This window comes from Burkholderia cepacia ATCC 25416 (assembly GCF_001411495.1).
In the GTDB taxonomy this organism is placed as follows: Bacteria; Pseudomonadota; Gammaproteobacteria; order Burkholderiales; family Burkholderiaceae; genus Burkholderia; species Burkholderia cepacia.
On sequence record NZ_CP012981.1, the window covers coordinates 494,375 to 516,937 of the forward strand.

Annotated in this window: 21 protein-coding genes; 4 read left to right on the forward strand and 17 right to left on the reverse strand. The window is 68.0% G+C overall.

Annotation, left to right across the window (positions count from 1 at the left end; all coding sequences use genetic code 11):
- Nucleotides 1-127: 127 nt before the first annotated feature.
- The 6 genes from APZ15_RS02260 to APZ15_RS02285 all read right to left on the reverse strand — a co-directional run bounded on the left by APZ15_RS02260 (nucleotide 128) and on the right by APZ15_RS02285 (nucleotide 8,087).
- Complete coding sequence (locus APZ15_RS02260; RefSeq protein ID WP_027789040.1) at nucleotides 128-1,822, reverse strand: cation acetate symporter; 1,695 nt, start codon at nucleotides 1,820-1,822, stop codon at nucleotides 128-130.
- An 11-nt stretch (nucleotides 1,823-1,833) separates the two neighbouring features.
- Complete coding sequence (locus APZ15_RS02265) at nucleotides 1,834-2,139, reverse strand: DUF485 domain-containing protein (RefSeq protein WP_021157047.1); 306 nt, start codon at nucleotides 2,137-2,139, stop codon at nucleotides 1,834-1,836.
- 190 nt (nucleotides 2,140-2,329) lie between these two features.
- Nucleotides 2,330-3,535, reverse strand: coding sequence for a CaiB/BaiF CoA transferase family protein (locus APZ15_RS02270; protein WP_027789039.1), 1,206 nt, complete (start codon nucleotides 3,533-3,535; stop codon nucleotides 2,330-2,332).
- A gap of 30 nt (nucleotides 3,536-3,565) precedes the next feature.
- A complete protein-coding gene (locus APZ15_RS02275) occupies nucleotides 3,566-4,702 on the reverse strand; it encodes an acyl-CoA dehydrogenase family protein (RefSeq protein WP_027789038.1) in 1,137 nt (378 codons plus the stop codon).
- Nucleotides 4,703-4,716: 14 nt separating this feature from the next.
- Nucleotides 4,717-5,925 (reverse strand): acyl-CoA dehydrogenase family protein, encoded by a 1,209-nt coding sequence (locus tag APZ15_RS02280; RefSeq protein ID WP_027789037.1) that lies wholly within the window; start codon nucleotides 5,923-5,925, stop codon nucleotides 4,717-4,719.
- Between the two features lie 29 nt (nucleotides 5,926-5,954).
- Nucleotides 5,955-8,087 carry a 3-hydroxyacyl-CoA dehydrogenase NAD-binding domain-containing protein gene (locus tag APZ15_RS02285; RefSeq protein WP_027789036.1) on the reverse strand — a complete coding sequence of 711 codons (2,133 nt, stop codon included), beginning with the start codon at nucleotides 8,085-8,087 and terminating at the stop codon, nucleotides 5,955-5,957.
- Between the two features lie 250 nt (nucleotides 8,088-8,337).
- Here APZ15_RS02285 and APZ15_RS02290 point away from each other — a divergent pair, with 250 nt between their 5' ends.
- Together APZ15_RS02290 and ggt are read left to right on the forward strand one after the other, a co-directional pair.
- Nucleotides 8,338-9,300 (forward strand): LysR family transcriptional regulator, encoded by a 963-nt coding sequence (locus APZ15_RS02290; protein WP_021157042.1) that lies wholly within the window; start codon nucleotides 8,338-8,340, stop codon nucleotides 9,298-9,300.
- 71 nt (nucleotides 9,301-9,371) lie between these two features.
- Nucleotides 9,372-11,249: a gamma-glutamyltransferase gene (ggt, locus tag APZ15_RS02295; RefSeq protein ID WP_027789035.1), complete on the forward strand. Its 1,878-nt coding sequence runs from the start codon at nucleotides 9,372-9,374 to the stop codon at nucleotides 11,247-11,249.
- A 51-nt stretch (nucleotides 11,250-11,300) separates the two neighbouring features.
- On the opposite strand, the gene APZ15_RS02300 is transcribed toward ggt, so the two are convergent.
- The 3 genes from APZ15_RS02300 to tauA are packed head-to-tail and all read right to left on the reverse strand — an operon-like array spanning nucleotide 11,301 to nucleotide 14,118.
- Nucleotides 11,301-12,266, reverse strand: a complete 966-nt coding sequence (locus APZ15_RS02300) for an ABC transporter permease subunit (RefSeq protein WP_027789034.1) — start codon at nucleotides 12,264-12,266, stop codon at nucleotides 11,301-11,303.
- On the reverse strand, nucleotides 12,266-13,063 hold the full coding sequence (locus APZ15_RS02305) for a taurine ABC transporter ATP-binding protein (RefSeq protein ID WP_027789033.1): 798 nt from the start codon (nucleotides 13,061-13,063) through the stop codon (nucleotides 12,266-12,268). Before APZ15_RS02305 ends, APZ15_RS02300 begins: the two co-directional genes overlap by 1 nt.
- Nucleotides 13,064-13,101: 38 nt before the next feature.
- Nucleotides 13,102-14,118, reverse strand: a complete 1,017-nt coding sequence (tauA, locus tag APZ15_RS02310; RefSeq protein WP_027789032.1) for a taurine ABC transporter substrate-binding protein — start codon at nucleotides 14,116-14,118, stop codon at nucleotides 13,102-13,104.
- A gap of 328 nt (nucleotides 14,119-14,446) precedes the next feature.
- On the opposite strand from tauA, the gene APZ15_RS38595 reads away from it, so the two are divergent.
- Entirely contained in the window at nucleotides 14,447-14,860 is a 414-nt protein-coding gene (locus tag APZ15_RS38595; protein ID WP_080982185.1) for a hypothetical protein, read from the forward strand.
- Nucleotides 14,861-14,994: 134 nt separating this feature from the next.
- Here APZ15_RS38595 and lipA read toward each other — a convergent pair whose 3' ends face one another.
- The 3 genes from lipA to APZ15_RS02325 form a co-directional block, all read right to left on the reverse strand.
- Entirely contained in the window at nucleotides 14,995-15,987 is a 993-nt protein-coding gene (gene lipA / locus APZ15_RS02315; protein ID WP_011886137.1) for a lipoyl synthase, read from the reverse strand.
- Entirely contained in the window at nucleotides 15,980-16,738 is a 759-nt protein-coding gene (gene lipB / locus APZ15_RS02320) for a lipoyl(octanoyl) transferase LipB (RefSeq protein ID WP_027789031.1), read from the reverse strand. The genes lipA and lipB overlap by 8 nt, the downstream gene beginning before the upstream one ends.
- Nucleotides 16,739-16,822: 84 nt before the next feature.
- Nucleotides 16,823-17,149 (reverse strand): DUF2917 domain-containing protein, encoded by a 327-nt coding sequence (locus tag APZ15_RS02325; protein WP_021157035.1) that lies wholly within the window; start codon nucleotides 17,147-17,149, stop codon nucleotides 16,823-16,825.
- 102 nt (nucleotides 17,150-17,251) lie between these two features.
- On the opposite strand from APZ15_RS02325, the gene APZ15_RS02330 reads away from it, so the two are divergent.
- Entirely contained in the window at nucleotides 17,252-18,238 is a 987-nt protein-coding gene (locus tag APZ15_RS02330) for a transcriptional regulator GcvA (RefSeq protein ID WP_027789030.1), read from the forward strand.
- On the opposite strand, the gene APZ15_RS02335 is transcribed toward APZ15_RS02330, so the two are convergent.
- From APZ15_RS02335 to APZ15_RS02355, 5 genes are all read right to left on the reverse strand, one after another.
- On the reverse strand, nucleotides 18,222-18,530 hold the full coding sequence (locus tag APZ15_RS02335) for an HP0495 family protein (protein ID WP_011353335.1): 309 nt from the start codon (nucleotides 18,528-18,530) through the stop codon (nucleotides 18,222-18,224). The two genes, APZ15_RS02330 and APZ15_RS02335, sit on opposite strands and share 17 nt — an antisense overlap.
- Entirely contained in the window at nucleotides 18,530-19,456 is a 927-nt protein-coding gene (locus APZ15_RS02340; RefSeq protein WP_027789029.1) for a D-amino acid aminotransferase, read from the reverse strand. Before APZ15_RS02340 ends, APZ15_RS02335 begins: the two co-directional genes overlap by 1 nt.
- Nucleotides 19,457-19,504: 48 nt before the next feature.
- Nucleotides 19,505-20,815 carry a D-alanyl-D-alanine carboxypeptidase family protein gene (locus APZ15_RS02345; protein WP_027789028.1) on the reverse strand — a complete coding sequence of 437 codons (1,311 nt, stop codon included), beginning with the start codon at nucleotides 20,813-20,815 and terminating at the stop codon, nucleotides 19,505-19,507.
- Between the two features lie 488 nt (nucleotides 20,816-21,303).
- Nucleotides 21,304-21,948: an alpha/beta hydrolase gene (locus APZ15_RS02350; protein WP_027789027.1), complete on the reverse strand. Its 645-nt coding sequence runs from the start codon at nucleotides 21,946-21,948 to the stop codon at nucleotides 21,304-21,306.
- 13 nt (nucleotides 21,949-21,961) lie between these two features.
- On the reverse strand, nucleotides 21,962-22,279 hold the full coding sequence (locus APZ15_RS02355; RefSeq protein ID WP_011694422.1) for a (2Fe-2S) ferredoxin domain-containing protein: 318 nt from the start codon (nucleotides 22,277-22,279) through the stop codon (nucleotides 21,962-21,964).
- Nucleotides 22,280-22,563: the final 284 nt, after the last annotated feature.

Here is a 22,563-nt window from a genome sequence, read left to right on the forward strand (position 1 = left end):
GCCAGACTGCCCCGGCCACCTTGTCGCAAATTCCGCCTCTACTGGCGATTACCTCTGCGCCTCGCCCCAAAAAAGCGAAACTCCGAAAGATCTCGATCCTCGGAGTTTCACTGCCCTCAACCACGAATCAGTGCCGCACGGCCTCGCCCGCCAGCACCCCCGTCTGCGCGTAGAACTCCTGCTGCGCGAACGCAGCGCGCTCGCGCCGCGCACGCTCGCCGCGATCCGCGAGCGAGCCGACGACGATCCCGACGAACGCGAGCGGCACCGACACGAGCGCGGGGTTGTCGAGGAACACCGCCGCGTGCGCGTGATGCAGCACGTCGACCCACACCGACTTCGACAGCACCGTGAGCGTGACCGCCGACACGAGGCCGAGGCCGCCGCCGAGCACCGCGCCGCGCGTCGTCATCCCGCGCCAGAAGATCGACATCGCGAGCACCGGGAAATTCGCGCTCGCGGCCACCGCCGCGACGAGGCCGACCATGAACGCGACGTTCACGTGCTCGAACAGGATCGACAGCCCGATCGCGACCGCCGACAACGCGATCGTCGCCGCGCGCGAGATGCGCATCTCGAGGCGCTCGTCGGGCTTGCCGCGCGCCCACATTTGCGCGTACAGGTCATGCGAGATCGTCGTCGCGCCGGCGAGCGTGAGGCCCGCGACCACCGCGAGGATCGTCGCGAACGTGACCGCCGCGATGAAGCCGTAGAACCAGTTCCCGCCGACCGCCTGCGCGAGCTTCACCGCGACCATGTTCGAGCCGCCGAGCAGGTCGTGCGTCAGGTTGAAGGAACCGTCGGCACCCAGCTTGAAGAATTCCGGATGCTGCGCGAGCAGCACGATCGCCGAGAAGCCGATCACGAAGGTCAGCAGGTAGAAGTAGCCGATGAAGCCGGTCGCATAGAGCACCGACTTGCGCGCCTCCTTCGCGTTCGGCACCGTGAAGAAGCGCATCAGGATGTGCGGGAAGCCGGCCGTGCCGAACATCAGCGCGATGCCGAGCGACAGCGCGTTGGCGGGATCGCGGATCAGCTTGCCGGGGCCCATGATCGACAGCGCGCCCGGATGCACGGCCACCGCGCGGCGGAACATCTCGTCGACGCTGAAGCCGAATTCGGCGAGCGCGAGCAGGACGAGCAGCGTCGCGCCGCACAGCAGCAGCACGGCCTTGATCACCTGCACCCAGGTGGTCGCGGTCATCCCGCCGAAGAACACGTAGACGACCATCAGCACGCCGACGATCAGCTCGGCCGTGCCATACGACAGCCCGAACAGCAGCTGGATCAGCTTGCCCGCGCCGACCATCTGCACGACGAGGTACAGCACGACGATGGTCAGCGAATTCGCGGACGTCAGCAGCCGGATCGGCCGCTGTGCGAAGCGGTACGCAACGACGTCGACGAACGTGAACTTGCCGAGATTGCGCAGCGGTTCGGCGATCAGGAACATCACGAACGGCCAGCCGACGAGAAAGCCGATCGAGTAGATGAGCCCGTCGAAGCCGAACATGAACACCATCCCCGACAGCCCGAGGAACGACGCGGCCGACATATAGTCGCCCGCGATCGCGAGCCCGTTCTGCAGCCCGGTGATGCCGCCGCCGGCCGTGTAGAAGTCGCGCGTCGAGCGCGTGCGGCGCGCGGCCCAGCGCGTGAGCGCGAGCGTCGCGAACACGAACGCGAAGAACATCCCGATCGCGACCGGGTTCAGTTCGACCTTGTCGGGCATCGGGCCCGCGACCGATACCGCATGCGCGGCAGACGAAACGAGGGTCGCGGGAACGGCAAGCGCGCGGAGCGCGATCGAAATGCGTCGCATGTCGGCCTCCTTCACGAACGCTGCAGGAGCGCGTCGACGCGGCGGTCGAACGCACGGTTCGCGCGCAGCACGTAACACGCGGTCAGCCCGATCGCGACCAGGATGATCGCGACGCCCGCGGCGATCCCGACCGTCGTCGTCGCGCCGCGATACAGCGGCGCCGCGAGCACGTGCGGCGCGAGCGCGACGAGCAGGATGAAGCCGTAGTACGTGGCGATCATCAGTGCCGTCAGCGTGAAGCTGAAACGGCGCCGCGCCCGCACGAGCTGCTGGTAGTCGCGGCGCGCCGTGACCGATTCGATGAAGGAAAGCTCCATGGTGTCTCCTGTCGACCAGAGTTAGCGCTTTAGCGCTTACTCGGGTCCCATGCTTCGCGGTCGACCTGAGTTGGCGCTTTAGCGCCTACTCAGGCCCCCGCAGGGCAAACCAACTCGTCATTGCGAGGGTGTTGTGTGGAATGGTCGGCGCGCGTCGACTCCCCCGCCCGCGCCGTGGCGGCAAATCGAATTACACGACGCGATCCGCACGCAGCCGCGCGACCTCGTCGGCCGACATCCCGAGCCAGCCGCCGAGCACCGCGTCCGTATCGGCGCCGAGCACCGGCGGCGCGCCGCGCACCGGCAGCCGCGCGCCGTCGAACCGGTACGGCGGCGCCAGCACGTCGACGCCGCCCGCGACCGGATGCGGCTGCCGCGTCACGAGCCCCGCGCTCGTCGCACGTTCCGACGTCAGCGCTTCGTGCAGCCCGAGCACTTCGCCGCACGGAATGCCCGCGTCGGCCAGCGCCGCGAGCAGAGTCGCGCGCGAACGGCGCGCGAGTTCGCGACGAATCTCGGGCAGCAGGTCGGCGCGGTTCTCCGAGCGGCCGAGGTTGGTCTTGTAGCGTTCGTCCGCGGCGAGGTCGGGCCGCTCGATCGCATCGCAAAAGCGCGCGAACTGCGTGTTGTTGCCGACCGTGATCACGAGCGGGCCGTCGGCCGCGTCGAACACGCCGTACGGCACGATCGACGGATGCGCGTTGCCGTAGCGCGGCGGGTCCTCGCCCATCAGCAGCGCGTCGAGCCCGTAGTACGCGGTGATCATCAGCCCGCAGTCGAACAGCGCCATCTCGATGCGCCGCCCGCGCCCCGTCGCATGACGTTCGTACAGCGCCGCGAGGATCGCCTGCGCCGAATACATGCCGGTGAACAGGTCGACCGCCGCGACGCCGAACTTCAGCGGCGGCTGGCCGGCTTCGCCGTTCAGCGCCATCAGCCCGGCCTCGCCCTGCACGACGAGGTCGTAGCCGGGCCGCGCGGCCTCCGCGCCCGAGCGGTCGTAGCCGGAGATCGCGCAGTGCACGAGGCGCGGGTTCAGTTCGGCCAGCGCGTCGTAGCCGAGCCCGAGCTTCTCCGCGCCGCCGAACTTGAAGTTGTGAAGCACCACGTCGGCCTGCGCGGCCAGCTCGCGCGCGAGCCGCCGCCCTTCGTCGGTCTGCAGGTCGAGACAGATCGAGCGCTTGCTGCGGTTCACGCTGTTGAAGTAGGTCGTTTCGGTGTCGCCGATCCTCAAGCCCCAGTCGCGCGTGTCGTCGCCGCGCGCCGGATGCTCGACCTTGATCACTTCCGCGCCGAAATCGGCGAGCACCATCGCACACCACGGCCCCGCGAGCACGCGCGAGAAGTCGAGCACTTTCACGCCGGCCAGCGGCAAAACGCGCGATTCGTTCGTCATCCTTGTCTCCTCCATTCGCGTCGTTCGTCTTTACTGTTTCGACAGCGCGATGTAGCGCGCGAGATGGTGATCCTCGTCGCCGAGCTGGTGATCGATCATCACGAGGCGCTTCGCGTAGTGCGACAGCGGCAGCTCCCACGTCATCCCGATCCCGCCGTGCAACTGGATGCTCTCCTCGGCGACAAGCGTGCCGATCCGCCCGATGCTGAATTTCGCCGCGGCCAGCGCGCGTTCGCGCACCACGCGCGGCGCATCGAGCTGCGCGGCCGCGTTGATCACGGCCGAGCGCGCCTGCTCGACTTCGAGCAGCAGGTCGGCCATTCGGTGCTGCAGCGCCTGGAAACTGCCGATCGGCAGCCCGAACTGCTTGCGCGTGCGCAGGTACTCGAGCGTGTGCTCCTTCGCGACGTCCATCGCGCCGAGCGCTTCCGCCGACAGCGCGAGCAGCCCGTAGCCGAGCACGCGTTCGAGCAACTCGGCGCCCGCTTCGCCGTCGTGCGCGCCGAGCGCCGCATCGGCCGGCAGCACGACACGCTCGAAGCGCACTTCGGCCGCGCGGCCGCCGTCGATCTTCCGGTAGTCGCGCAGCGACACGCCCGGCGCGTCGGCCGGCACGACGAACAGGCCGATGCCGGCCGCGTCGTCGTCCTGCCCGGACACGCGCGCGCTGACGACGAAGAACGCCGCCTGCGCGGCCTGGTCGACGACGCCCTTCGCGCCCGTGAGCACCCAGCCGTCGCCCGAGCGTTCGGCGCGCGTGCGCACGGTCGTCAGTTCGTAGTGCGAGCCCGGCTCGTCATGCGCGAACGCGGCGCTCGCGCTGCCGTCGATCAGCGCGGCGAGCCGCTCGCGATGCGCGTCGCCGCCGGCGAGCGACAGCGCGCGGCCCGCGAGCAGCGCGCCGAGGAACGGCTCGACGACGAGCCCGCGCCCGAGGCATTCGAACACCACGGCGATGTCGAAGCCCGCGCCGCCGAAACCGCCGTCGGCTTCCGCGAACAGTGCGCCGACCGTGCCGAGTTCGGCAAAGCGCTGCCACATCGCGCGATCGAAGCCCTCGGGCGACTGCGCGATGCGATCGCGCACCGGGAACGCATACTGTTCGGCGATGAAGCGGTTCAACGTGTCCGCCAGCATCCGGCGGTCTTCTGTGTGCTGGAAATCCATCGTCGCGCTCCTCGTTACAGCCCGAGCATCATCTTCGCGATGATGTTCTTCTGGATCTCGTTCGAGCCGCCGAAGATCGACAGCTTCCGGTTGTTGAAATACTGCTGCGCGGCGCTCGCCGCTTCGTCCGGGCCGACCGGCTCGCCGTCGTAGTCGGCATCGAGCGCCTCCTCGACGAACGGCTGCGCGTACGGCCCCATCGCACGCCGCATCAGCGCGGTGATCTCCTGGCGGATCTGCGTGCCGCGAATCTTCAGCATCGAGCTTTCCGCGCCCGGCACCCCGCCGCCCGCGACCGCGGCCAGCACGCGCAGGTTGGTCGTGCGCATGTTCTCGAGTTCGATCTCGACGCGCGCGATGCGCGCCGCGAAGAACGGGTCGTCGGCGAGCGGCCGGCCGTTCTTCGTGACCTTCGCGGCAACCGCGCGCAGCCGGTCGAGCGCGGCCGTCGAGAAGCCGATTCCCGCGATGTTGGTGCGCTCGTACGTGAGCAGGTATTTCGCGTAGGTCCAGCCGCGGTTCTCTTCGCCGACGAGGTTCTCCGCCGGCACGCGCACGTCGGTGAAGAACACCTCGTTCACTTCGTGCTCGCCGTCGAGCGTGATGATCGGGCGGACCTCGACGCCCGGCGTGTTCATGTCGATCAGCAGGAAGCTGATGCCTTCCTGCTTGCGCACGTCGGTCGCGGTGCGCACGAGGCAGAAGATCATGTTCGCGTAGTGGCCGAGCGTGGTCCACGTCTTCTGGCCGTTCACGATGTAGTGCTCGCCCTGCGCGTCGAGCCCGCGCACCGCGCTCGTCTTCACCGACGCGAGATCGGAGCCGGCGCCCGGCTCCGAATAACCCTGGCACCACCAGTCGGTGCCGTCGAGAATGCGCGGCAGCCAGCGGCGCTTCTGCGCTTCGTCGCCGTACTTGATCAGCACGGGGCCGAGCATGTTCACGCCGAACGGCACGATGCGCGGCGCACCCGCGAGCGCGCATTCGTTGTCGAACAGGAACTTCTGCGCGACGCTCCAGCCGGGGCCGCCGTACTCGCGCGGCCAGTGGCTCGCGAGCCAGCCGCGCGCGTTGAGTATCGCGTGCCATTCGCGCATGTCGTCGCGCGTGAGATGCAGGCCGCCCTTCACCTTGCGCGCGATGCGCTCGGGCAGTTCGGCTTGCAGGAAGCGCTGCACTTCCGTGCGGAAGGCTTCCTCTTCGGGAGTGAAATTGAGGTCCATCGTCAGTCCGTGTCGAATGCGGTTGGCGTTCAGTCGAGGCGGTTCAGGCTCGCGAAATCCGCGCCGCGCGCGACGAGATCGACGAGCAGCGGCGACGGCTTCCAGAACAGCGGATCTTCCTTCGCGAACGCGCGGATATCGGCAAGCACGTTCGCGAGGCCGACCGTGTCCGCGTAATGCATCGGGCCGCCGCGATAACGCGGGAAGCCGTAGCCGTACAGGAACACCGCGTCGACGTCGAGCGGGCGCAGCGCGATCTTCTCGTGCACGACGTTCGCGCCTTCGTTGATCATCGCCGCGAGGTAGCGGCGCATGATCTCGTCGTGGGTAAACGTGCGCGGCGCGATGCCCTTCTTCGCGCGCTCTTGCGCGACGATCGCCTCGACTTCCGGGTCCGGCGTGCCGACGCGCGCGCCGTCCGGATACAGGTAGTAGCCGCGCGCCGTCTTCTGCCCGAACCAGCCGCGCTCGCACAGCCGGTCGGAAATCTCCACGTAGCGCGCGCGCGGGTCGCGCGTCGCCGCGCGGCGCTTGCGGGCCGCCCAGCCGATGTCGCCGCCGGCGAGGTCGACGACCTGGAACGGCCCCATCGGGAAGCCGAATTCGCGCACCGCGCGGTCGATCTGGTACGGTGACGCGCCGTCTTCCATCAGGTAGTCGGCCGCCGTGCGATAGACGGCGAGGATCCGGTTGCCGATGAAGCCGTCGCACACGCCGGCGCGCACCGGCGTCTTCTTCAACTGCTTCGCGAGCGCGAACGCGGTCGCGACCACTTCGGCGCTCACGCGCGCCGGCACGACGATCTCGAGCAGCTTCATCACGTTGGCCGGCGAGAAGAAATGCAGGCCGATCACGTCGGCCGGCCGGTCGATGCTCGCGGCGATCTCGTCGATGTCGAGATACGACGTGTTGGTCGCGAGCACCGCACCCGGCTTGCACGCGCGCGCGAGTTCGGCGAACACGGCCTTTTTCACGGCCATGTCCTCGAACACGGCCTCGATCACGACGTCGGCCTGCGCAAGCGCGTCGTACGACGTGCTGCCCTTGAAACGCGCGAGCCGCGCAGCGTGCGCGGCCGGTGTCATCCGCCCTTTCGCGACGAGGCCGTCGTACACCTTCTCGACGTGCGCGCGGCCGCGCGCGAGCGACGCTTCGTCGCGTTCGATCATCGTCACCGGCAGCCCGGCATCGAGCGCCGCGACCGCGATGCCCGCACCCATCGTGCCGCCGCCGACCACGCCGATCCGCTCGACCGGCCGCGCGCTCGCGCGACGTGCCTCGGGCACCTTCGCCGCTTCACGCTCCGCGAAGAAGGCGTGCACGAGGCCCGCGCGCTGCGGGCTGTCGATGCACTGCAGGAACAGGCTGCGTTCGAGCTTCATCCCTGCGTCGAACGACTGCGTGAGCGCGGCCTCGACCGCGTCGACGATCTTCGCGGGCGAGAAAAGGCCGCGTGACTTCTTCGGCAACTCGGCGCGCGCCGCGTCGATCGCGGCCTGCGCGGCCGCGCGGTCGGCCAGCCCCTGCGCGTCGCGCGTGCGGCGCACCGGTGCGCCGAGCGACACGAGTTCCTGCGCGTAGGCGAGGCCTTCGGCGAGCGTGTCGTCGCTGTGTGCGACGCGGTCGACGAGGCCGAGCGCGAGCGCTTCGTCCGCGCTCGCGTGGCGGCCCGTCAGCATCAGGTCGAGCGCGGCCTTCGCGCCGATCAGGCGCGGTGCGCGCTGCGTGCCGCCCGCGCCGGGCAGCAGGCCGAGCGTGACTTCGGGCAGCCCGAGCTTCGCGCCGGGCACCGCGAGCCGGTAATGCGCGGCGAGCGCGACTTCGAGGCCGCCGCCGAGCGTCGCGCCGTGCAGCGCGACCACGACCGGCTTCGCGCTGGACTCGATCCGCTCGCACACGTCGGGCAGCGACGGCGGCACGGGCGGCTTGCCGAATTCGCGGATATCGGCGCCCGCGATGAAGTTGCGGCCGGCGCCGACGATCAGCACCGCGCGGATCGCGTCGTCGGCCTGCGCGGCGTCGAGCGCGTCGGCGAGGCCGCGCCGCACGTCGGCGGACAGCGCGTTGACGGGCGCATGGTCGATCGTGACGACGAGCACCTTGTCGCGCCGCTCGCGCGTGACGGTGCCGGCCGGGCCGGTGGGGGAAGCGGGTGAGTTCATCGTGTCTCCTTGACGCGGCGGCAGGCGCGTCGACGCCGGTTCGTGGCTCGCGGCCACGCGAGCGGGACCGGGGCGCCTGCCCCGGTCCCGCACGAAGCGGGACAAGATCCGGCCGTACGCCGGGCATGACCCGATTCTCGATTGATCGAGATTCATTGACAATTCCCTCCCGCTTTTACAAGCTGTCAAGTCTGACTTGACACTGAATGCTTTCCGACCGTTAAACGGGACGGATCAGGAGACGCGACGCATGGACCTGAACGCGCTGACGCTGCTCGTCGAAATCCTCGACGCCGGCAATCTCAGCAAGGCCGCGCAGCGGCTCAAGATGAGCCGCGCGAACGTCAGCTACCGGCTGAACCAGCTCGAGCGCTCGATCGGCCAGCAGCTCGTGCGGCGCACGACGCGGCGCATCGAGCCGACCGAAATCGGGCTGAAGCTGTACGAGCACGGGCGGCGCATCCGCAACGAACTGCTCGCCGCGCAGGAATCGGTGACGACGCTCGGCCAGGACCTCCAGGGCCGCGTGCGGCTGTCGGTGCCGAGCGGCTACGGGCAGATGGTGATGTCCGACTGGCTGCTCGCGTTCAAACGGCTGCATCCGGGCATCGTGCTCGACGTCGTGTTCGAGAACCGCGTGGAAGACCTGATGCGCGACGAGATCGACATCGCGGTGCGCGTGATGCCGGAGCCGCCGCAGAACCTCGTCGCGCGCGACATGGGCGCGGTGCGCTACGTCGCGTGCGCATCGGCCGCGTTCGCGGCCGAGCACGGGATGCCGGCGAGCCTCGGCGCGTTGTCGGCCTCCCCCGTCGTCACCGCGACGGTGATGGGCCGGCAGCTCAGGATCGCCGCGTATCTCGGCGACGAGCGCCACGAGGTGCTGCTCGAGCCCACGCTGATTTCGGAGAACTTCCTGTTCCTGCGGCAGGCGATCCTCGGCGGGATCGGCGTCGGCATCGTGCCCGACTACGTGGTGCAGGACGACATCCGGCGCGGCACGGTCGTCACGTCGCTCGACGCGTACCGGCTCAGCATCTTCGGCACGCACATGTACATGCTCTACATGCCGAACCGGCACCACACGCGTGCGACGTCGACGTTCATAGAGTTCATCCTCGAACAGGCCGGAAAGACCGGCCGGGGCGGGCCCGGCGCGATGCGTCAGGGTTTCCTGTCGGGTGACAACCCGCCGGCCGCGCGGCGACAATAGCGCGCCGGGGCGGGCAGCCGCGTTGCGCCGGCATCGTCGCCTCCTTCGAATTCACTGCTGCCGAGGGTTCAATGTTCGACCGGATTCGTCCGCATTCGCGCTCCTGGACGCTGCTCGCCGCCGTCGCGCTCGTCGCGTTCAACGCCGGCTGCACGTCCCCGTCCACGCCGCCGTCGGGCGCGGTGGTGCCCGTCGCCGCCGCATCGGGTGCCGCCGTGCCGCTGCCCGGCGTCCATGCGCCCGAGCTGTCGTCCGGCTGGACCGACAAGCCGGGCTGGACCTCGCAGCACTTCATGATCGCGGCCGCGAATCCGCTCGCGACGCAGGCCGGCTACGACATGCTGAAGGCGGGCGGCACCGCGATCGACGCGGCGATCGCCACGCAGATGGTGCTCGCGCTCGTCGAGCCGCAATCGTCGGGGATCGGCGGCGGTGCGTTCCTGCTGTACTTCGACGGCAAGGCGACGCAGGCCTACGACGGCCGCGAGACCGCGCCGGCCGCCGCGACCGACCGCCTGTTCTACGGGCCGACCGGCCAGCCGATGAGCTTCTACGAAGGTGTCGTCGGCGGGCGCTCGGTCGGCACGCCGGGCGTGCTGCGCATGCTCGACGCCGCGCACCGCGCACACGGCAAGCTGCCGTGGCGCCGGCTGTTCCAGCCGGCGATCCGGCTCGCCGAGCGCGGCTTCACGATCAGCCCGCGGCTCGCGACGCTGATCGGCAATGACAAGTACCTGAAGAACGACCCGGCCGCGCGCGCGTACTTCTACAACCCGGACGGCACGCCGAAGGCGGCCGGCACGGTGCTGAAGAACCCCGCGCTCGCGACCGTGCTGCGGCAAGTCGCCGACCGCGGCGCGAACGCGTTCTACAGCGGCGCGATCGCGCGCGACATCGTCACGAAGGTGCGCAGGCATCCGACCAACCCGGGCCTGCTGTCGCTCCAGGATCTCGCGCGCTACAAGGCGAAGGTGCGCGCGCCGCTGTGCGCGGATTACCGGCGCTCGGTGGTGTGCGGGATGCCGCCGCCGTCGTCGGGCGGCCTCGCGATCGCGCAGATGCTCGGCATCCTCGAAGCGATGCCCGACTGGCAGCAGATCGGCGCGCAGAAGCCGGTGCGCAACGACGTCGGCTACGAGCCGACGCCGTTCGCCGCGCACCTGTTCAGCGAAGCCGGGCGGCTCGCGTATGCGGACCGCGCGCGCTATGTCGCCGATCCCGATTTCGTGCCGCTGCCGGGCGGCAGCTGGGCGAGCCTCACCGACAAGACCTATCTCGCGCAGCGCGCGCACCTGATCGGCGACAGCAGCATGGGCGTCGCGCAGGCCGGCACGCCGCAGGGCGCGACGCTCGCGATGGCCGACGACCGCAGCCCCGAGTTGCCGTCGACGTCCGACATCGCGATCGTCGACCGCTACGGCCAGGCGCTGTCGATGACGACGAGCATCGAGGATGCGTTCGGATCGCGGCTGATGGTGCGCGGCTTCATGCTGAACAACCAGCTCACCGATTTCTCGTTCGTGTCGAACGACAACGGCCGGCCGGTCGCGAACCGCGTGCAGCCCGGCAAGCGGCCGCGCTCGGCGATGTCGCCGGAGCTCGTGTTCGACAAGAAGACGAAGCAGGTGACGATGATCGTCGGCTCGGCCGGCGGCCCCGCGATCATCAATCACGTCGCGAAGACGCTGGTCGGCGTGCTCGACTGGGGGATGACGATGCAGCAGGCGATCGCGCTGCCGAACTTCGGGTCGATGAACGGGCCGACGCAACTCGAACGCGGCCGCGTGTCCGATGCGCTCGCCGACGGGCTGAAGGGCCGCGGGCACGACGTGCGGGTGGTCGAGATGAACTCGGGGCTGCAGGGAATCCAGCGGCTGAACGTGCAGGGGCAGACGGTGTGGTTCGGCGGGGCGGATCCGCGGCGGGAAGGGATCGCGATGGGAGAGTGAGGGTGGCGGGCCGTGGCGGCACGCGGACGTCGCCCGCGCGCCTGCGTGGCGTCAGCCCCTTCCCTTCCACGGCACGATCCGCCGCTCGACCCACCGCATCGCGAGGTCGAACAGCCAAGCGATCGCGCCGATGATCAGGATGCCCATCACGACGATATCGGTGCGCAGGAAGCTCGATGCGTTGAGCACCATCTGCCCGAGCCCGGCTGTCGCGGCGACCATCTCGGCCGCGACGAGCGTCGTCCAGCCGAAGCCGATCGCGATCCGCAGCCCGGTGAGGATCTCCGGCAGCGCGGCCGGCAGCACCACGTGGCGCACGATCTGCGCGAAGCTGCCGCCGAGCGAATACGCGGCGTTGATCTGCTCGACCGTCGCCGCGCGCACGCCGGCGCGCGCGGCCATCGCGATCGGCGCGAAGCACGCGAGGAAGATCACGACGAGCTTCGCCGTTTCGTCGATGCCGAACCAGATCACGACGAGCGGCAGGTACGCGAGCGGCGGCAGCGGCCGGTAAAACTCCAGCAGCGGATCGAGCACGCCGCGCGCGATGCGGCTCACGCCCATCAGGATGCCGGCCGGCACGCCGATCGCGGTCGCGAGCAGGAACGCGCCGAACACGCGCGCGGCGCTCCACAACAAATGCTCGGACAACGGCAGGCCGCCCTGGATGCGGCCGTGCCATGCGTCGACGAATGCCGTCCACACGGCTTCCGGCGCGGGCAGGAACAGCGGCGGCAGCCACTGGCGATGGGTCGCGACCCACCACAGCAGTGCCAGTGCCGCGACCGTCGCCGCGCTCAGCCCGGCCGTCTTCCCCTGCCCCGGCAGCCGGTAGCGATGCGATGCGCGAGCCGGACGCGCCGCGTGACGCCGTTGCGTCGCGCGTTGATCCTGCCCGGGCTCCGCGGCCGTGCGATCGGCCGCCCAAGAATCCTGCGTGCTCATGCTGTCCTGCCTGTGCAAGGTGCTGATCCGACCGCGTCCGACCGACGCGCCCTGTCGCGCGAGTTCGTGCATCACGCCGCCGCCTCGGCGGCCTCGTCGCGATGCAGGTACGCGATCAGCCGTTCGCGCCATGCGATGAAATCCGGTGACGACTTCACCGCGCGCGCATCGCGCGATTCGACGTAGCGGCGCGCGAACGGCAGTTCGAAGGTTTCCGCGATCCGGCCTGGGCCGGGCGTCATCACGACGAGGCGCGTCGCGAGAAACAGCGCCTCCTCGACATCGTGCGTAATGAAGAACACCGTCTTGCCGGTGCGTGCCCATACGTCGAGCACGAGCGCCTGCATCGTGCCGCGCGTCATCGCGTCGAGCGCGCCCATCGGCTCGTCCATCAGCAGCACGCGCGGGTCGCTCGCGAGCGCGCGCGCGATGCCGACGCGCTGCTGCATCCCGCCCGACAGCTCGTACACGCGCGCATGCGCGTGCTTGTCGAGCCCGACGAGCGCGAGCATCTCCCGCGCCCGCGCTTCGCGTTCGGCCTTCGACACGCGTGCGAAGCGCAGCCCGAGCGCGACGTTGTCGAGCACGTCGAGCCACGGCAGCAGCGCGTATTTCTGGAACACGACACCGCGATCGGCGCCGGGGCCCGTGACCGGGACGCCGTCGACGCGCACGTCGCCCGTCGTCGGCGCGACGAAGCCGGCCATGCAGTTCAGCAGCGTCGTCTTGCCGCAACCGGACGCGCCGAGCGCGACGACGAATTCACCGGCCTCGATGCGCAGGTCGACGCGCGCGAGCGCCTGCGTCGTCGGCCGGCCGCGTTCGCCCGGATAGTCGACCGATACCTGACGGACTTCCAGCGTGCTCATGTTCAGGACTCCGCGACGGGTGGGCTGAGTGGCCGCGCTCAGCGCGCCGCCTTCTGCACGAACTGCGGATCGACGCCGGCCGAGTAGTCGGCGAGCACCGTCTGGATCGTGCCCTGCGATTTGAGGAACGTGGCCGTGGCCGCGAGCGATTTCGCGGCGCCCGATTGCGCGCCGCCGCCGAGCCACGTCGGCGACGCCTGCTCGGCCGGCGTCGGGAACGCGTAGAGCGCGAGGCTGGCCGGTACGTCCTGCGCGTTCGCGCCCGACACCTTTGCGACCGCCGCGACCTGCGGCGAGCCGACCTTCCATGCGGCAGCGTGCGCGCGATAGTCGGCATCGGCGGCCGCGAGCACCTTCACGAAGCGCGTGACGAACTCGGGGTTCTCGCGCGCGAACTTGCGGCTCACGACGAAGCCGTCGAAGGTCGCCTTGCCGCTTTCCTTCGCAACCTGGCCCGACGTCGTGAGCACGGTGCCCGACTGCTTGACCTTCGCGAGCACCGGATCCCAGATGTAGGTCGCGTCGATGTCGCCGCGCGCCCACGCAGCCGCGACTTCGGGCGGACGCAGGTTGACGATCTTCACGTCGTTCGGATTGACGCCCGCGGCCTGCAGCGCGACGAGCGTATGGAAATGCGACGTCGACACGAACGGCACGCCGATCTTCTTGCCCTTCAGCGCGGCGATGTTGGTGACGCCCGAGCCGTTGCGCGCGACGAGCGCCTCGGCGTCGTTGATGTTGTCGAGCACCCAGAACAGCGAGATGTCGAGCCCCTGCGACAGCCCGGCCGCGATCGGGCTCGAGCCGGCTTCGCCGAGCTGCACGGAGCCCGATGCGAGCGCACGGATCACGTCGGCGCCGCTGTCGAGCTTGCGGAATGTGACCTTGTAGCCGGTCGCCTTTTCGACTTCACCGCTCGCCTGCGCATAGCGCCACGGCACGACCATGTCCTGGTACGCGATCACGACTTCGCGCGATTCGGCGTGCGCCGCGCCCAGCGCGGCAAAGGCGGTCAGCGCGACGACGGCGCGGCGGATGAAGCTGAAACGGGACATGCGGCTCTCCTTCGAATGCGGGCATTGCTGCGGGAGAGCCGACTATAGGAGCTTTGCGCGCGGCGGGAGCGAACTTATCCTGCGAAGCTATCGATGCTGTTTCAGCTTTGCTTTCCATGCTCGAGTGAATGGAGGCGACGATTGAGCAGCAATTGGCGCATGAAAACATGCCCTCACCGTTCTCCCTTGACCACCGGCTGGAATCCTGCACGCTCCTTCAAGCGTGCAACATTTCATACAAGTCCCATATCAATTCGCCAAAGAGAACGTTAGTTTTCCATATCGAATCGGGAGGATCGCCTCCTCAATTACCATCCAATAGAGCTCCATGAATACCAAGTACGGCTTACTGGAAATGAGGGATGTCTGGATCGATGCCTACGTGAACGGCGACATTGATCAACTAAATTTTGTAGAGAGCCCTCATTTCTTCGTCAAGCGAGGAAACCGGATACTAACCAGGCTCCAACAAATATCGTCTATACAACGGCACCTGTCCGAAAAAACTTGGCGCGGTTTTGCGTTGCATGTTCGTGATGAGATCACGGAATTCGAAGAAGGCCGGCTTTGGGCATCGATTTCAGGAACTGGCTCGATGCAACGTGGCGGAAGGATACTTAGCCGGTTTGATTTCCTGGAGCTATGGATAATCAGCGACGATCGGTGGCAGATTGCCGCGCTTTGTTATGAAGAGAAGAAATGCCAAGGCTGGGTGACGACGGATCAATTAGAGCCCGGATAAACATAGGTGGACGCATGTTTCGATCGCTTGATTCGAAAACCACGGCTTCGCCATATCTCCGGACAAAAAGCAAAAAAGCCCGCATCGCTGCGGGCTTTTTTCGACTGCATGAGACTGCCGCGCGAACGCGACGCTCAGACCACCCCTGCCCCATGCGCCTGCAGGTCGGCGTGATAGCTCGACCGCACCATCGCGCCGACGGCCGCGTGCGTGAAGCCCATCTTGTACGCCTCTTCCTCGTACATCTTGAACGTATCGGGATGCACATACGCGCGCACCGGCAGGTGGTGCTCCGACGGCTGCAGGTACTGGCCGATCGTCAGCATGTCGACGTCGTGCGCGCGCAGGTCGCGCATCACCTGCAGGATTTCCTCTTCGGTCTCGCCGAGGCCGACCATCAGGCCCGACTTCGTCGCGACGTCCGGATGCAGCGCCTTGAAGTCCTTCAGGAGCTTCAGCGAGTGCGCGTAGTCCGAACCCGGGCGCGCTTCCTTGTACAGGCGCGGCACCGTTTCGAGGTTGTGGTTCATCACGTCCGGCGGCGCGGCGTTCAGGATCGAGATCGCGCGGTCGAGACGGCCGCGGAAGTCCGGCGTCAGGATCTCGATGCGCGTGTCCGGCGACTGCGCGCGCGTTTCGCGGATGCACTCGACGAAGTGGGCGGCGCCGCCGTCGCGCAGGTCGTCGCGGTCGACGCTCGTGATCACCACGTACTTGAGCTTCAGCGCGGCGATCGTGCGCGCGAGGTTCTTCGGTTCATCCGCGTCGAGCGGATCGGGACGGCCGTGGCCGACGTCGCAGAACGGGCAGCGGCGCGTGCACTTGTCGCCCATGATCATGAACGTCGCGGTGCCCTTGCCGAAGCATTCGCCGATGTTCGGGCAGCTCGCTTCCTCGCACACCGTATGCAGGTTGTGCTCGCGCAGGATCGTCTTGATCTCGTTGAAGCGCGAGCTGCCGGTAGCCGCCTTCACGCGGATCCACTCGGGCTTCTTCAGCTTTTCGATCGGAATGACCTTGATCGGGATGCGCGCCGTCTTCGCCTGCGCCTTCTGCTTGGCGGTCGGATCGTAGGCAGGGGTCGCGGCCGGATCGGCCGGTGCGGGGGAAGCGGTAACGTCAGTCATTCGAATGTTGTTCCAGTGCCTGCGGCTTGTCGGCGGCCGCGGATGCGCCGTCGAGGTTGGCGATCAGACGGCGCACCAGCGTATGGGCGACGTCGTTCCAGTCGGCGGCAACCTCGAGGCTCGCCATGTCGACAGTTTCCAGTCCGGCATAGCCGCACGGGTTGATCGCAAGAAACGGGCGCAGATCCATCTTCACGTTCAGGCTCAGCCCGTGATAGCTGCAGCCGTTGCGGATCTTCAGGCCGAGGGCCGCGATTTTCGCGCCCTCGTGCGCGCCGGACGCCACGTAGATCCCGGGCGCGCCCGCCTTGCGGACCGAAGCGAGATTATACGCCGCGAGGGTTTCGATCACGGCCTCCTCGATCTTCGTCACGAGCGTGCGCACCATCAGCTTGCGCCGGCGCAGGTCCAGCAGCAGGTAGGCGACGATCTGGCCGGGGCCGTGGTAGGTGATCTGCCCGCCGCGGTCGACCTTCACGAGCGGCACGCCGCTGTCGGCCACCAGCAGGTGGGCCGGGTCGCCGGCCTGGCCGAGCGTGTAGACGGGCGGATGCTCGACCAGCCAGATCTCGTCGCCGGTATCGGCCGTGCGCGTGTCGGTGAACGCGCGCATCGCGTCGAAGCTCGTCTCGTAAGTCTCGACGCCCCGCCACCGCACGGTGACCGGCGGGGCCGGCTGATCCGGGGACCCGGCGGGCGATGCGGAAACGGCAACAGGCGTGGACACGATGGAAACCGGCGAAACGGACATGGGCGGTAGTTTACCGAAAACCCGTCGGTCTCGCCGGCCTCGGAGGAGGGACGGATCGCCGGTATCCGTCGGAGGAAATGATGGTCAGACGGTGCGCCATCCGTCGTGGAGCAGCGCGCTCACGCGTTCGCGCAGCCGTGCCAGCCCGCCGAGCGCGACTTCCCGGGGCGGCCGCGACACCGAGAACGCCACGCGCGCGCCCTCCCGGCCTTCCGCGCTGAGCCACAGCCGCTCGCCGCGGCGCAGCTTCAGCGTCTCGCCGTCGACCAGGAAGTAATCGTCGACGTCGTTGCTGCGTGTCGCCCACACCGGCCCGCACTGCACCACCAGCCGCGTGCTGCGTTGTACCTTCAACGGCACGGTTTCGCCCACCGGGATTTCGAACGTGATGCTTGAAGAAATTTCTTGCATGATCGACTCCGCCAATAAGTGCTTCGATGGCTACAATCGTAGTCACTTCAAGGCGTCCGACAAAACGACCAATTTTCACGTCGATGTGAGGAAAATTAGCAAATGGACCTCCGCCAGCTGCCTGCGCTGAACGCGATTCGCGCGTTCGAAGCCGCCGCCCGTCACGAGAATTTCTCGCGCGCCGCCGACGAGCTGTACGTCACGCACGGCGCGGTCAGCCACCAGGTGCGCGCGCTCGAGGAAGAGCTCGGCGTGCAGCTGTTCACGCGCAACGGCAAGCGGCTGTGCCTGACCGACGCCGGCATGCGCTACGCGCAGCAGATCCGCACCGCGCTGATGGTCATCGCCGACGCGACGCGCGACGTGCGCGCGAGCGACCGCGACCGGCGGCTCGTGGTGTCGATGCTGTCGTCGTTCGCCGCGCGCTTCATCACGCCACGCATCGGCTCGTTCATCGAACGGCATCCGGAAATCGACGTCGAGCTGCAATCGACCAACTCGCTCACCGATTTCGCGCGCGACGACGTCGATCTCGCGATCCGCTTCGGCCACGGCAGTTATCCGGGGCTGCATGTCGAGCCGCTGTTCGACGAAGTGTTCTTTCCGGCATGCGCGCCGACGCTGAACGGCGGCAAGCTGCCGCAAACGCCCGCCGATCTCGCGCACTACAACCTGCTGCGCTCGGACGACGAGCTGTGGCGGCCGTGGTTCGACGCGGCCGGACTCAAGACGCTGACCGAGCCGAAACGGGGGATTCTGTACCAGGATTCGTCGAACTTGCTGCTGGCCGCGATCGACGGCCAGGGCATCGCGCTCGTGCGCCGCTCGCTCGCGGTGCACGACCTGCTCGACGGGCGCATCGTGCGCCTGTTCGACATCGACGGGCCGAGCCCGTGGCACTACTTTTTCGTGTGTCCGCCGCCGCTGCTGAACGCGCCGCGCGTGCAGGCGTTCAGGACCTGGCTGCTCGAGGAAGTCGCCGAATACAAGCGGCTGTGCGACGAGCTGGACGCGCGGCGCGCGGCGGGGAAGACCCCCGCCGAGTGCGCGCAGGAAGGAGGATGGAAGGCGCTTAAAGTACGACCTTGACCATCGGATGGCCGGTCAGTGCGCGGTAGATGTTGTCGAGCTGTTCCTGGCTGGTCGCCCGCACGGTGATCGTGAGGCCCGTGTAATTGCCGCCGCTCGACGCACGCTCCTCGATCTTCTCGACGTCGATCTCGTTGTCGTGAACGGCCACGACCTTGAAGATCGTGTCCTTGAACTCGGGGTGCGCCTTGCCCATGATCTTGATCGGGAAATCGCACGGAAACTCCAGCAGCGACTCCTTCCGGGTATCGATCGCGCCGGTCACCTCGATGGTTTTGGTCGGTTCGCTCATCATTTTCTCCGGGTTAGGTCAAACTGTTCAAACTCGCGTGCCTTCGCACGCTGGTACGCGTCATACAACGCCGCGAATACGGGGCCCGGCTTGCCGCCATGGACGGGCAGATCGTCGAGCGACGTGACGGGCAGCACTTCCTTCGTGGCCGACGTGATCATGATCTCGTCGGCCGCGCGCAATTCCACTTCGCTGATTTCGCGCGCGACGAACGGGATCTTGCATTCGTCGGCCAGCTCCTCGATCAGCGCGTAGCGGATCCCTTCGAGGATCTTGTTGCTGCGCGGCGGCGCGAGCAGCTCGCCGTTCTTCACGATCCACACGTTCGACGACGAACCTTCCGTCAGGTTGCCGTCGCGCAGCTGCAGCGTCTCGAACGCATCGCGTTCGGCCGCATGCTGCGCCATCAGCACGTTGCCGAGCAGCGAGATCGACTTGATGTCGCAATGCAGCCAGCGGCGATCCTCGGCCGTCACGCAGCGCACGCCCTGCGCGCGTTCGTCGGCGGACGGCAGGCGCAGCGGGCTCGTCATCACGAACACCGTCGGCACCGCGTTCGCCGGGAACGCGTGGCCGCGCTTCGCGACGCCGCGCGTCACCTGCAGGTAAACGAGCGCGTTGCCGTCGCCGAGCCCTTCGGCATTCGCCGCGACGACGCGCTCGATCAGCGCGCGCCAGCCCGCGTCGTCGTGCGGGCTGGCGATGCCGATCTTCTTCAGGCTGCGCTCGAGCCGCGCCAGATGCTGCTCGATCCGGAACGGCACGTGCGCGCCGTCGTGCGCATAAACGGGGACAACCTCATACACGCCATCGCCGAAGATGAACCCGCGGTCGAGCACCGGTACACGGGCTTCCGACAGCGGCACCATTTCCTCCTGCGATGACACGCTGAGGTAGACGATCGGTTCGAATTCGGCTTGGCTCATGGCTATGACAGATGGGGATGAAGTCGTGAAAACAAAGGCCCGTCGTGCTTACTTCTTCTTGCTGAACATCAGCAGGATCGAGTCCCAGATACGCCCGAAGATACCCGCTTCCGGCACGGCCTGCAGTGCGACGACCGGGAATTCGGACAGCGTCTTGCCGTCGGCGACGATCTTCACGGTGCCGACCTGCTGGCCTGCCGCGAGCGGCGCGATCAGCGGCGCGTTGACGTCGACTTCCGTCTTGACCTTGTCGCCGAGGCCGCGCGGCACGGTCGCCCACTGGTCGCCCTTCACGCCCACCTGCACGGTGTTTTCCTTGCCCTTGTAGACGCGCGGCGTCGACATCGCCTGGCCGCCCTTGAACAGGCGCACCGAATCGAACGCGCTGTAGCCGTAGTTCAGCATCTTCATGCTGTCCTGCGTGCGCTCGCTTTCCTTCTGCTCGCCCATCATCACCGACACCAGGCGGCGCTGGCCGTCCACACCCGGGATCGCGCGCTTCGCCGACGCGATCAGGCAGTAGCCGGCCGCCTGCGTATGGCCCGTCTTCAGGCCGTCGACCGTCGGATCCAGCCACAGCAGGCGGTTGCGGTTGCCCTGGCGGATGTTGTTGTACTTGAATTCCTTCTCCGAGAAGATGCTGTAGTACTGCGGAAAATCGCGGATCAGGTGGGCGGACAGCTTCGCGAGGTCGCCGGCCGTCGTGTAGTGGTTCGGGTCGGGCATGCCGTTCACGTCGGCGAAGTGCGTGCCCTTCATGCCGAGGCGCGCCGCCTCGTCGTTCATCATCGTGACGAACTGCCCTTCGCTGCCGCCGACCAGTTCGGCCAGCGCGATCGCGGCGTCGTTGCCCGACTGGATGATCATCCCGTACACGAGATCGTGCACCGACACCGGCTTGTTCGCCTCGATGAACATGCGCGACTCGTCGCGGCCGACGCGGCGCACGGCTTCGCTCGGCGTGACGATCTGCTCCATCGAGATCTTCTTCTTGTCGAGCGCCTCGAACACGAGGTACGCCGTCATCAGCTTCGTCAGCGATGCGGGCTCGACGCGTTCATCGGCATTGCCCGATGCGAGCACCGTGTTGCTGGTCGCATCGACGAGCACCCACGAGCGCGCATTCACGCCCGGCGGCGGCACTGCGCCCGGCATGTAGGTCGCGGGCGCGCCGGTGAACTGCTCGGCGGCCGGCGCCGCATGCGCGGCCTTGGCCTTGGCGGCCGGCTTGGCCTCGGCAACGACGATCGTCGACGCGAGCGCGACAGGCAGCATCACGCCGAGCGCGACGTTGCGCGCGGCGGTGCCGAAGGCGATGGAGGAAGCGAGGGACTTGAGGCCTTGGGAAGACAGACGCATGATCGATTCAGGCTGATGGCAGAAAGTGCGGTGCGAAACGCGCAGGGTTGAACGGCAAGGCGGCGGGCGTTTCGGGCACTCGCCCGAAATCGTCGGGCGACGCGAAACGCGCCGGTTGGACTCGTGCGGACGCGTTCGGTTCGCGGCCGTCGCGAGCGGGCGGACAGGCGGCGAAACGAGCGCCGCATGGGCCCAGCCGGGCCGCGGGCGACGCGGAATCCGGCCATTATACGTGGCCGCGCAGCGCGTTTTCGCGAACCTGGCGCAGGATCGCCGTCCATCTTCATCGGGCGCGGGGTGCCGGCAAGCTGCGCGTCATCGCACGCGAAGGTGTGCGAAAGGTGTGCGCAAGCGAAGGAGAAGTCGGGTCGCGCCGCACGCCGCGGCGCGATGTCGCGAAAGGGAAAATGCGCATCCGGCGCCGGCCGGAGCGCGTGCATGCAACACCGTGCGGGCCGCCGGCGTCACGCCGGCCGCCCGCGCGCCGGCTAGCGCCAGGCGTCGACGATGATGCGTTTCAGCACGTGCAGCTTGCGATGCAGGAAATGCTCGGCGCCGGGGATCACGACGACCGGCAGTTCCTGCGGCCGCGCCCAGTCGTACACCGACGCGATCGGCACCGTGTCGTCGGTTTCGCCGTGGATCACGAGCGTGTTCTCGGGCACGTCGGCCACCTGCCAGCGGCTCGCTGCCGTGCCGACGAACACCATCCGTTCGATCGTCCCGCCCGCGTCGCGCAGCCGCTTCGCGACGTGCGACAGCACGAAGGTACCGAACGAGAAGCCCGCGAGCACGAGCGGCAGGTCCGCGTACGCGGGCTGCGCGCGCATGTGCGCGAGCACCGCGAGCAGGTCGTCGGCCTCGCCGGTGCCGTTGTCGTGCACGCCCTCGGTCGCGCCGACGCCGCGGAAGTTCGACCGGAACACCACGTAGTTCAACTGCACGAGCGTGCGCGCGAGCGTTTGTGCGACCTTGTTGTCCATCGTGCCGCCGAACAGCGGATGCGGATGCGCGACGAGCGCGATGCCGCGCGGCGCGGCGCCGCCTTCGCGCACGGCATCGGGGAGGTCGACCGCGATTTCGATCTGCCCGACCGGGCCCGCGATCAGCGATTTCTGCGTATGAACGTTCATTCGGCCGGCCCGCTCAGATCTTCAGGCGGTCGACGACCTTGCCGTCGCGCAGGTGCGATTCGACGATCTCGTCGATGTCGGCCTGGTCGACGTACGTGTACCACGTGCCTTCCGGATACACGACCATCACCGGCCCTTCCTCGCAGCGGTCGAGGCAGCCGGCCTTGTTGATGCGAACCTTGCCGGGCCCCGCGAGGCCGAGCTCCTTCACGCGCTTTTTCGCGTATTCCTGCATGGTCTGCGCGTCGCATTGCGCGCAGCTCGGGCGTTCGGCGCCCGGTTCGCGCTGGTTCAGGCAGAAGAAGACGTGGTGCTGGTAGTAGGAATCCATGGTGGTGGCGAGCTGCCCGGCGCGAGGCCGTGCGGAAAGAGGAGCGGTTGCCGCTGCGCGGGGCAACGGGCGTGTAGTGTTCGGTGCCAGGCGGCGCTTGCGTGCCGGCGGATTCGTGCTCGCGGCAACGCGCAAACCGCAGCGATACCTGGCGGCATCGCGAGGATTTGCAACGCGGCCACGGGGGCGAAGGCGCCGCACACAAGTGCCGATTGGTGCCGAACACTGCACTCGTGCGGACGATTATAACGAGGGGCGCACGCCGCTGCCCGCGGTACCGCCGC

Bases quoted from the DNA above. Each gene is read 5' to 3' on its own strand.
- APZ15_RS02260 (WP_027789040.1), bottom strand. From the start codon at position 1,822: ATGCGACGCATTTCGATCGCGCTCCGCGCGCTTGCCGTTCCCGCGACC.
- APZ15_RS02265 (WP_021157047.1), bottom strand. From the start codon at position 2,139: ATGGAGCTTTCCTTCATCGAATCGGTCACGGCGCGCCGCGACTACCAG.
- APZ15_RS02270 (WP_027789039.1), bottom strand. From the start codon at position 3,535: ATGACGAACGAATCGCGCGTTTTGCCGCTGGCCGGCGTGAAAGTGCTC.
- APZ15_RS02275 (WP_027789038.1), bottom strand. From the start codon at position 4,702: ATGGATTTCCAGCACACAGAAGACCGCCGGATGCTGGCGGACACGTTG.
- APZ15_RS02280 (WP_027789037.1), bottom strand. From the start codon at position 5,925: ATGGACCTCAATTTCACTCCCGAAGAGGAAGCCTTCCGCACGGAAGTG.
- APZ15_RS02285 (WP_027789036.1), bottom strand. From the start codon at position 8,087: ATGAACTCACCCGCTTCCCCCACCGGCCCGGCCGGCACCGTCACGCGC.
- APZ15_RS02290 (WP_021157042.1), top strand. From the start codon at position 8,338: ATGGACCTGAACGCGCTGACGCTGCTCGTCGAAATCCTCGACGCCGGC.
- ggt (WP_027789035.1), top strand. From the start codon at position 9,372: ATGTTCGACCGGATTCGTCCGCATTCGCGCTCCTGGACGCTGCTCGCC.
- APZ15_RS02300 (WP_027789034.1), bottom strand. From the start codon at position 12,266: ATGCACGAACTCGCGCGACAGGGCGCGTCGGTCGGACGCGGTCGGATC.
- APZ15_RS02305 (WP_027789033.1), bottom strand. From the start codon at position 13,063: ATGAGCACGCTGGAAGTCCGTCAGGTATCGGTCGACTATCCGGGCGAA.
- tauA (WP_027789032.1), bottom strand. From the start codon at position 14,118: ATGTCCCGTTTCAGCTTCATCCGCCGCGCCGTCGTCGCGCTGACCGCC.
- APZ15_RS38595 (WP_080982185.1), top strand. From the start codon at position 14,447: ATGAATACCAAGTACGGCTTACTGGAAATGAGGGATGTCTGGATCGAT.
- lipA (WP_011886137.1), bottom strand. From the start codon at position 15,987: ATGACTGACGTTACCGCTTCCCCCGCACCGGCCGATCCGGCCGCGACC.
- lipB (WP_027789031.1), bottom strand. From the start codon at position 16,738: ATGTCCGTTTCGCCGGTTTCCATCGTGTCCACGCCTGTTGCCGTTTCC.
- APZ15_RS02325 (WP_021157035.1), bottom strand. From the start codon at position 17,149: ATGCAAGAAATTTCTTCAAGCATCACGTTCGAAATCCCGGTGGGCGAA.
- APZ15_RS02330 (WP_027789030.1), top strand. From the start codon at position 17,252: ATGGACCTCCGCCAGCTGCCTGCGCTGAACGCGATTCGCGCGTTCGAA.
- APZ15_RS02335 (WP_011353335.1), bottom strand. From the start codon at position 18,530: ATGAGCGAACCGACCAAAACCATCGAGGTGACCGGCGCGATCGATACC.
- APZ15_RS02340 (WP_027789029.1), bottom strand. From the start codon at position 19,456: ATGAGCCAAGCCGAATTCGAACCGATCGTCTACCTCAGCGTGTCATCG.
- APZ15_RS02345 (WP_027789028.1), bottom strand. From the start codon at position 20,815: ATGCGTCTGTCTTCCCAAGGCCTCAAGTCCCTCGCTTCCTCCATCGCC.
- APZ15_RS02350 (WP_027789027.1), bottom strand. From the start codon at position 21,948: ATGAACGTTCATACGCAGAAATCGCTGATCGCGGGCCCGGTCGGGCAG.
- APZ15_RS02355 (WP_011694422.1), bottom strand. From the start codon at position 22,279: ATGGATTCCTACTACCAGCACCACGTCTTCTTCTGCCTGAACCAGCGC.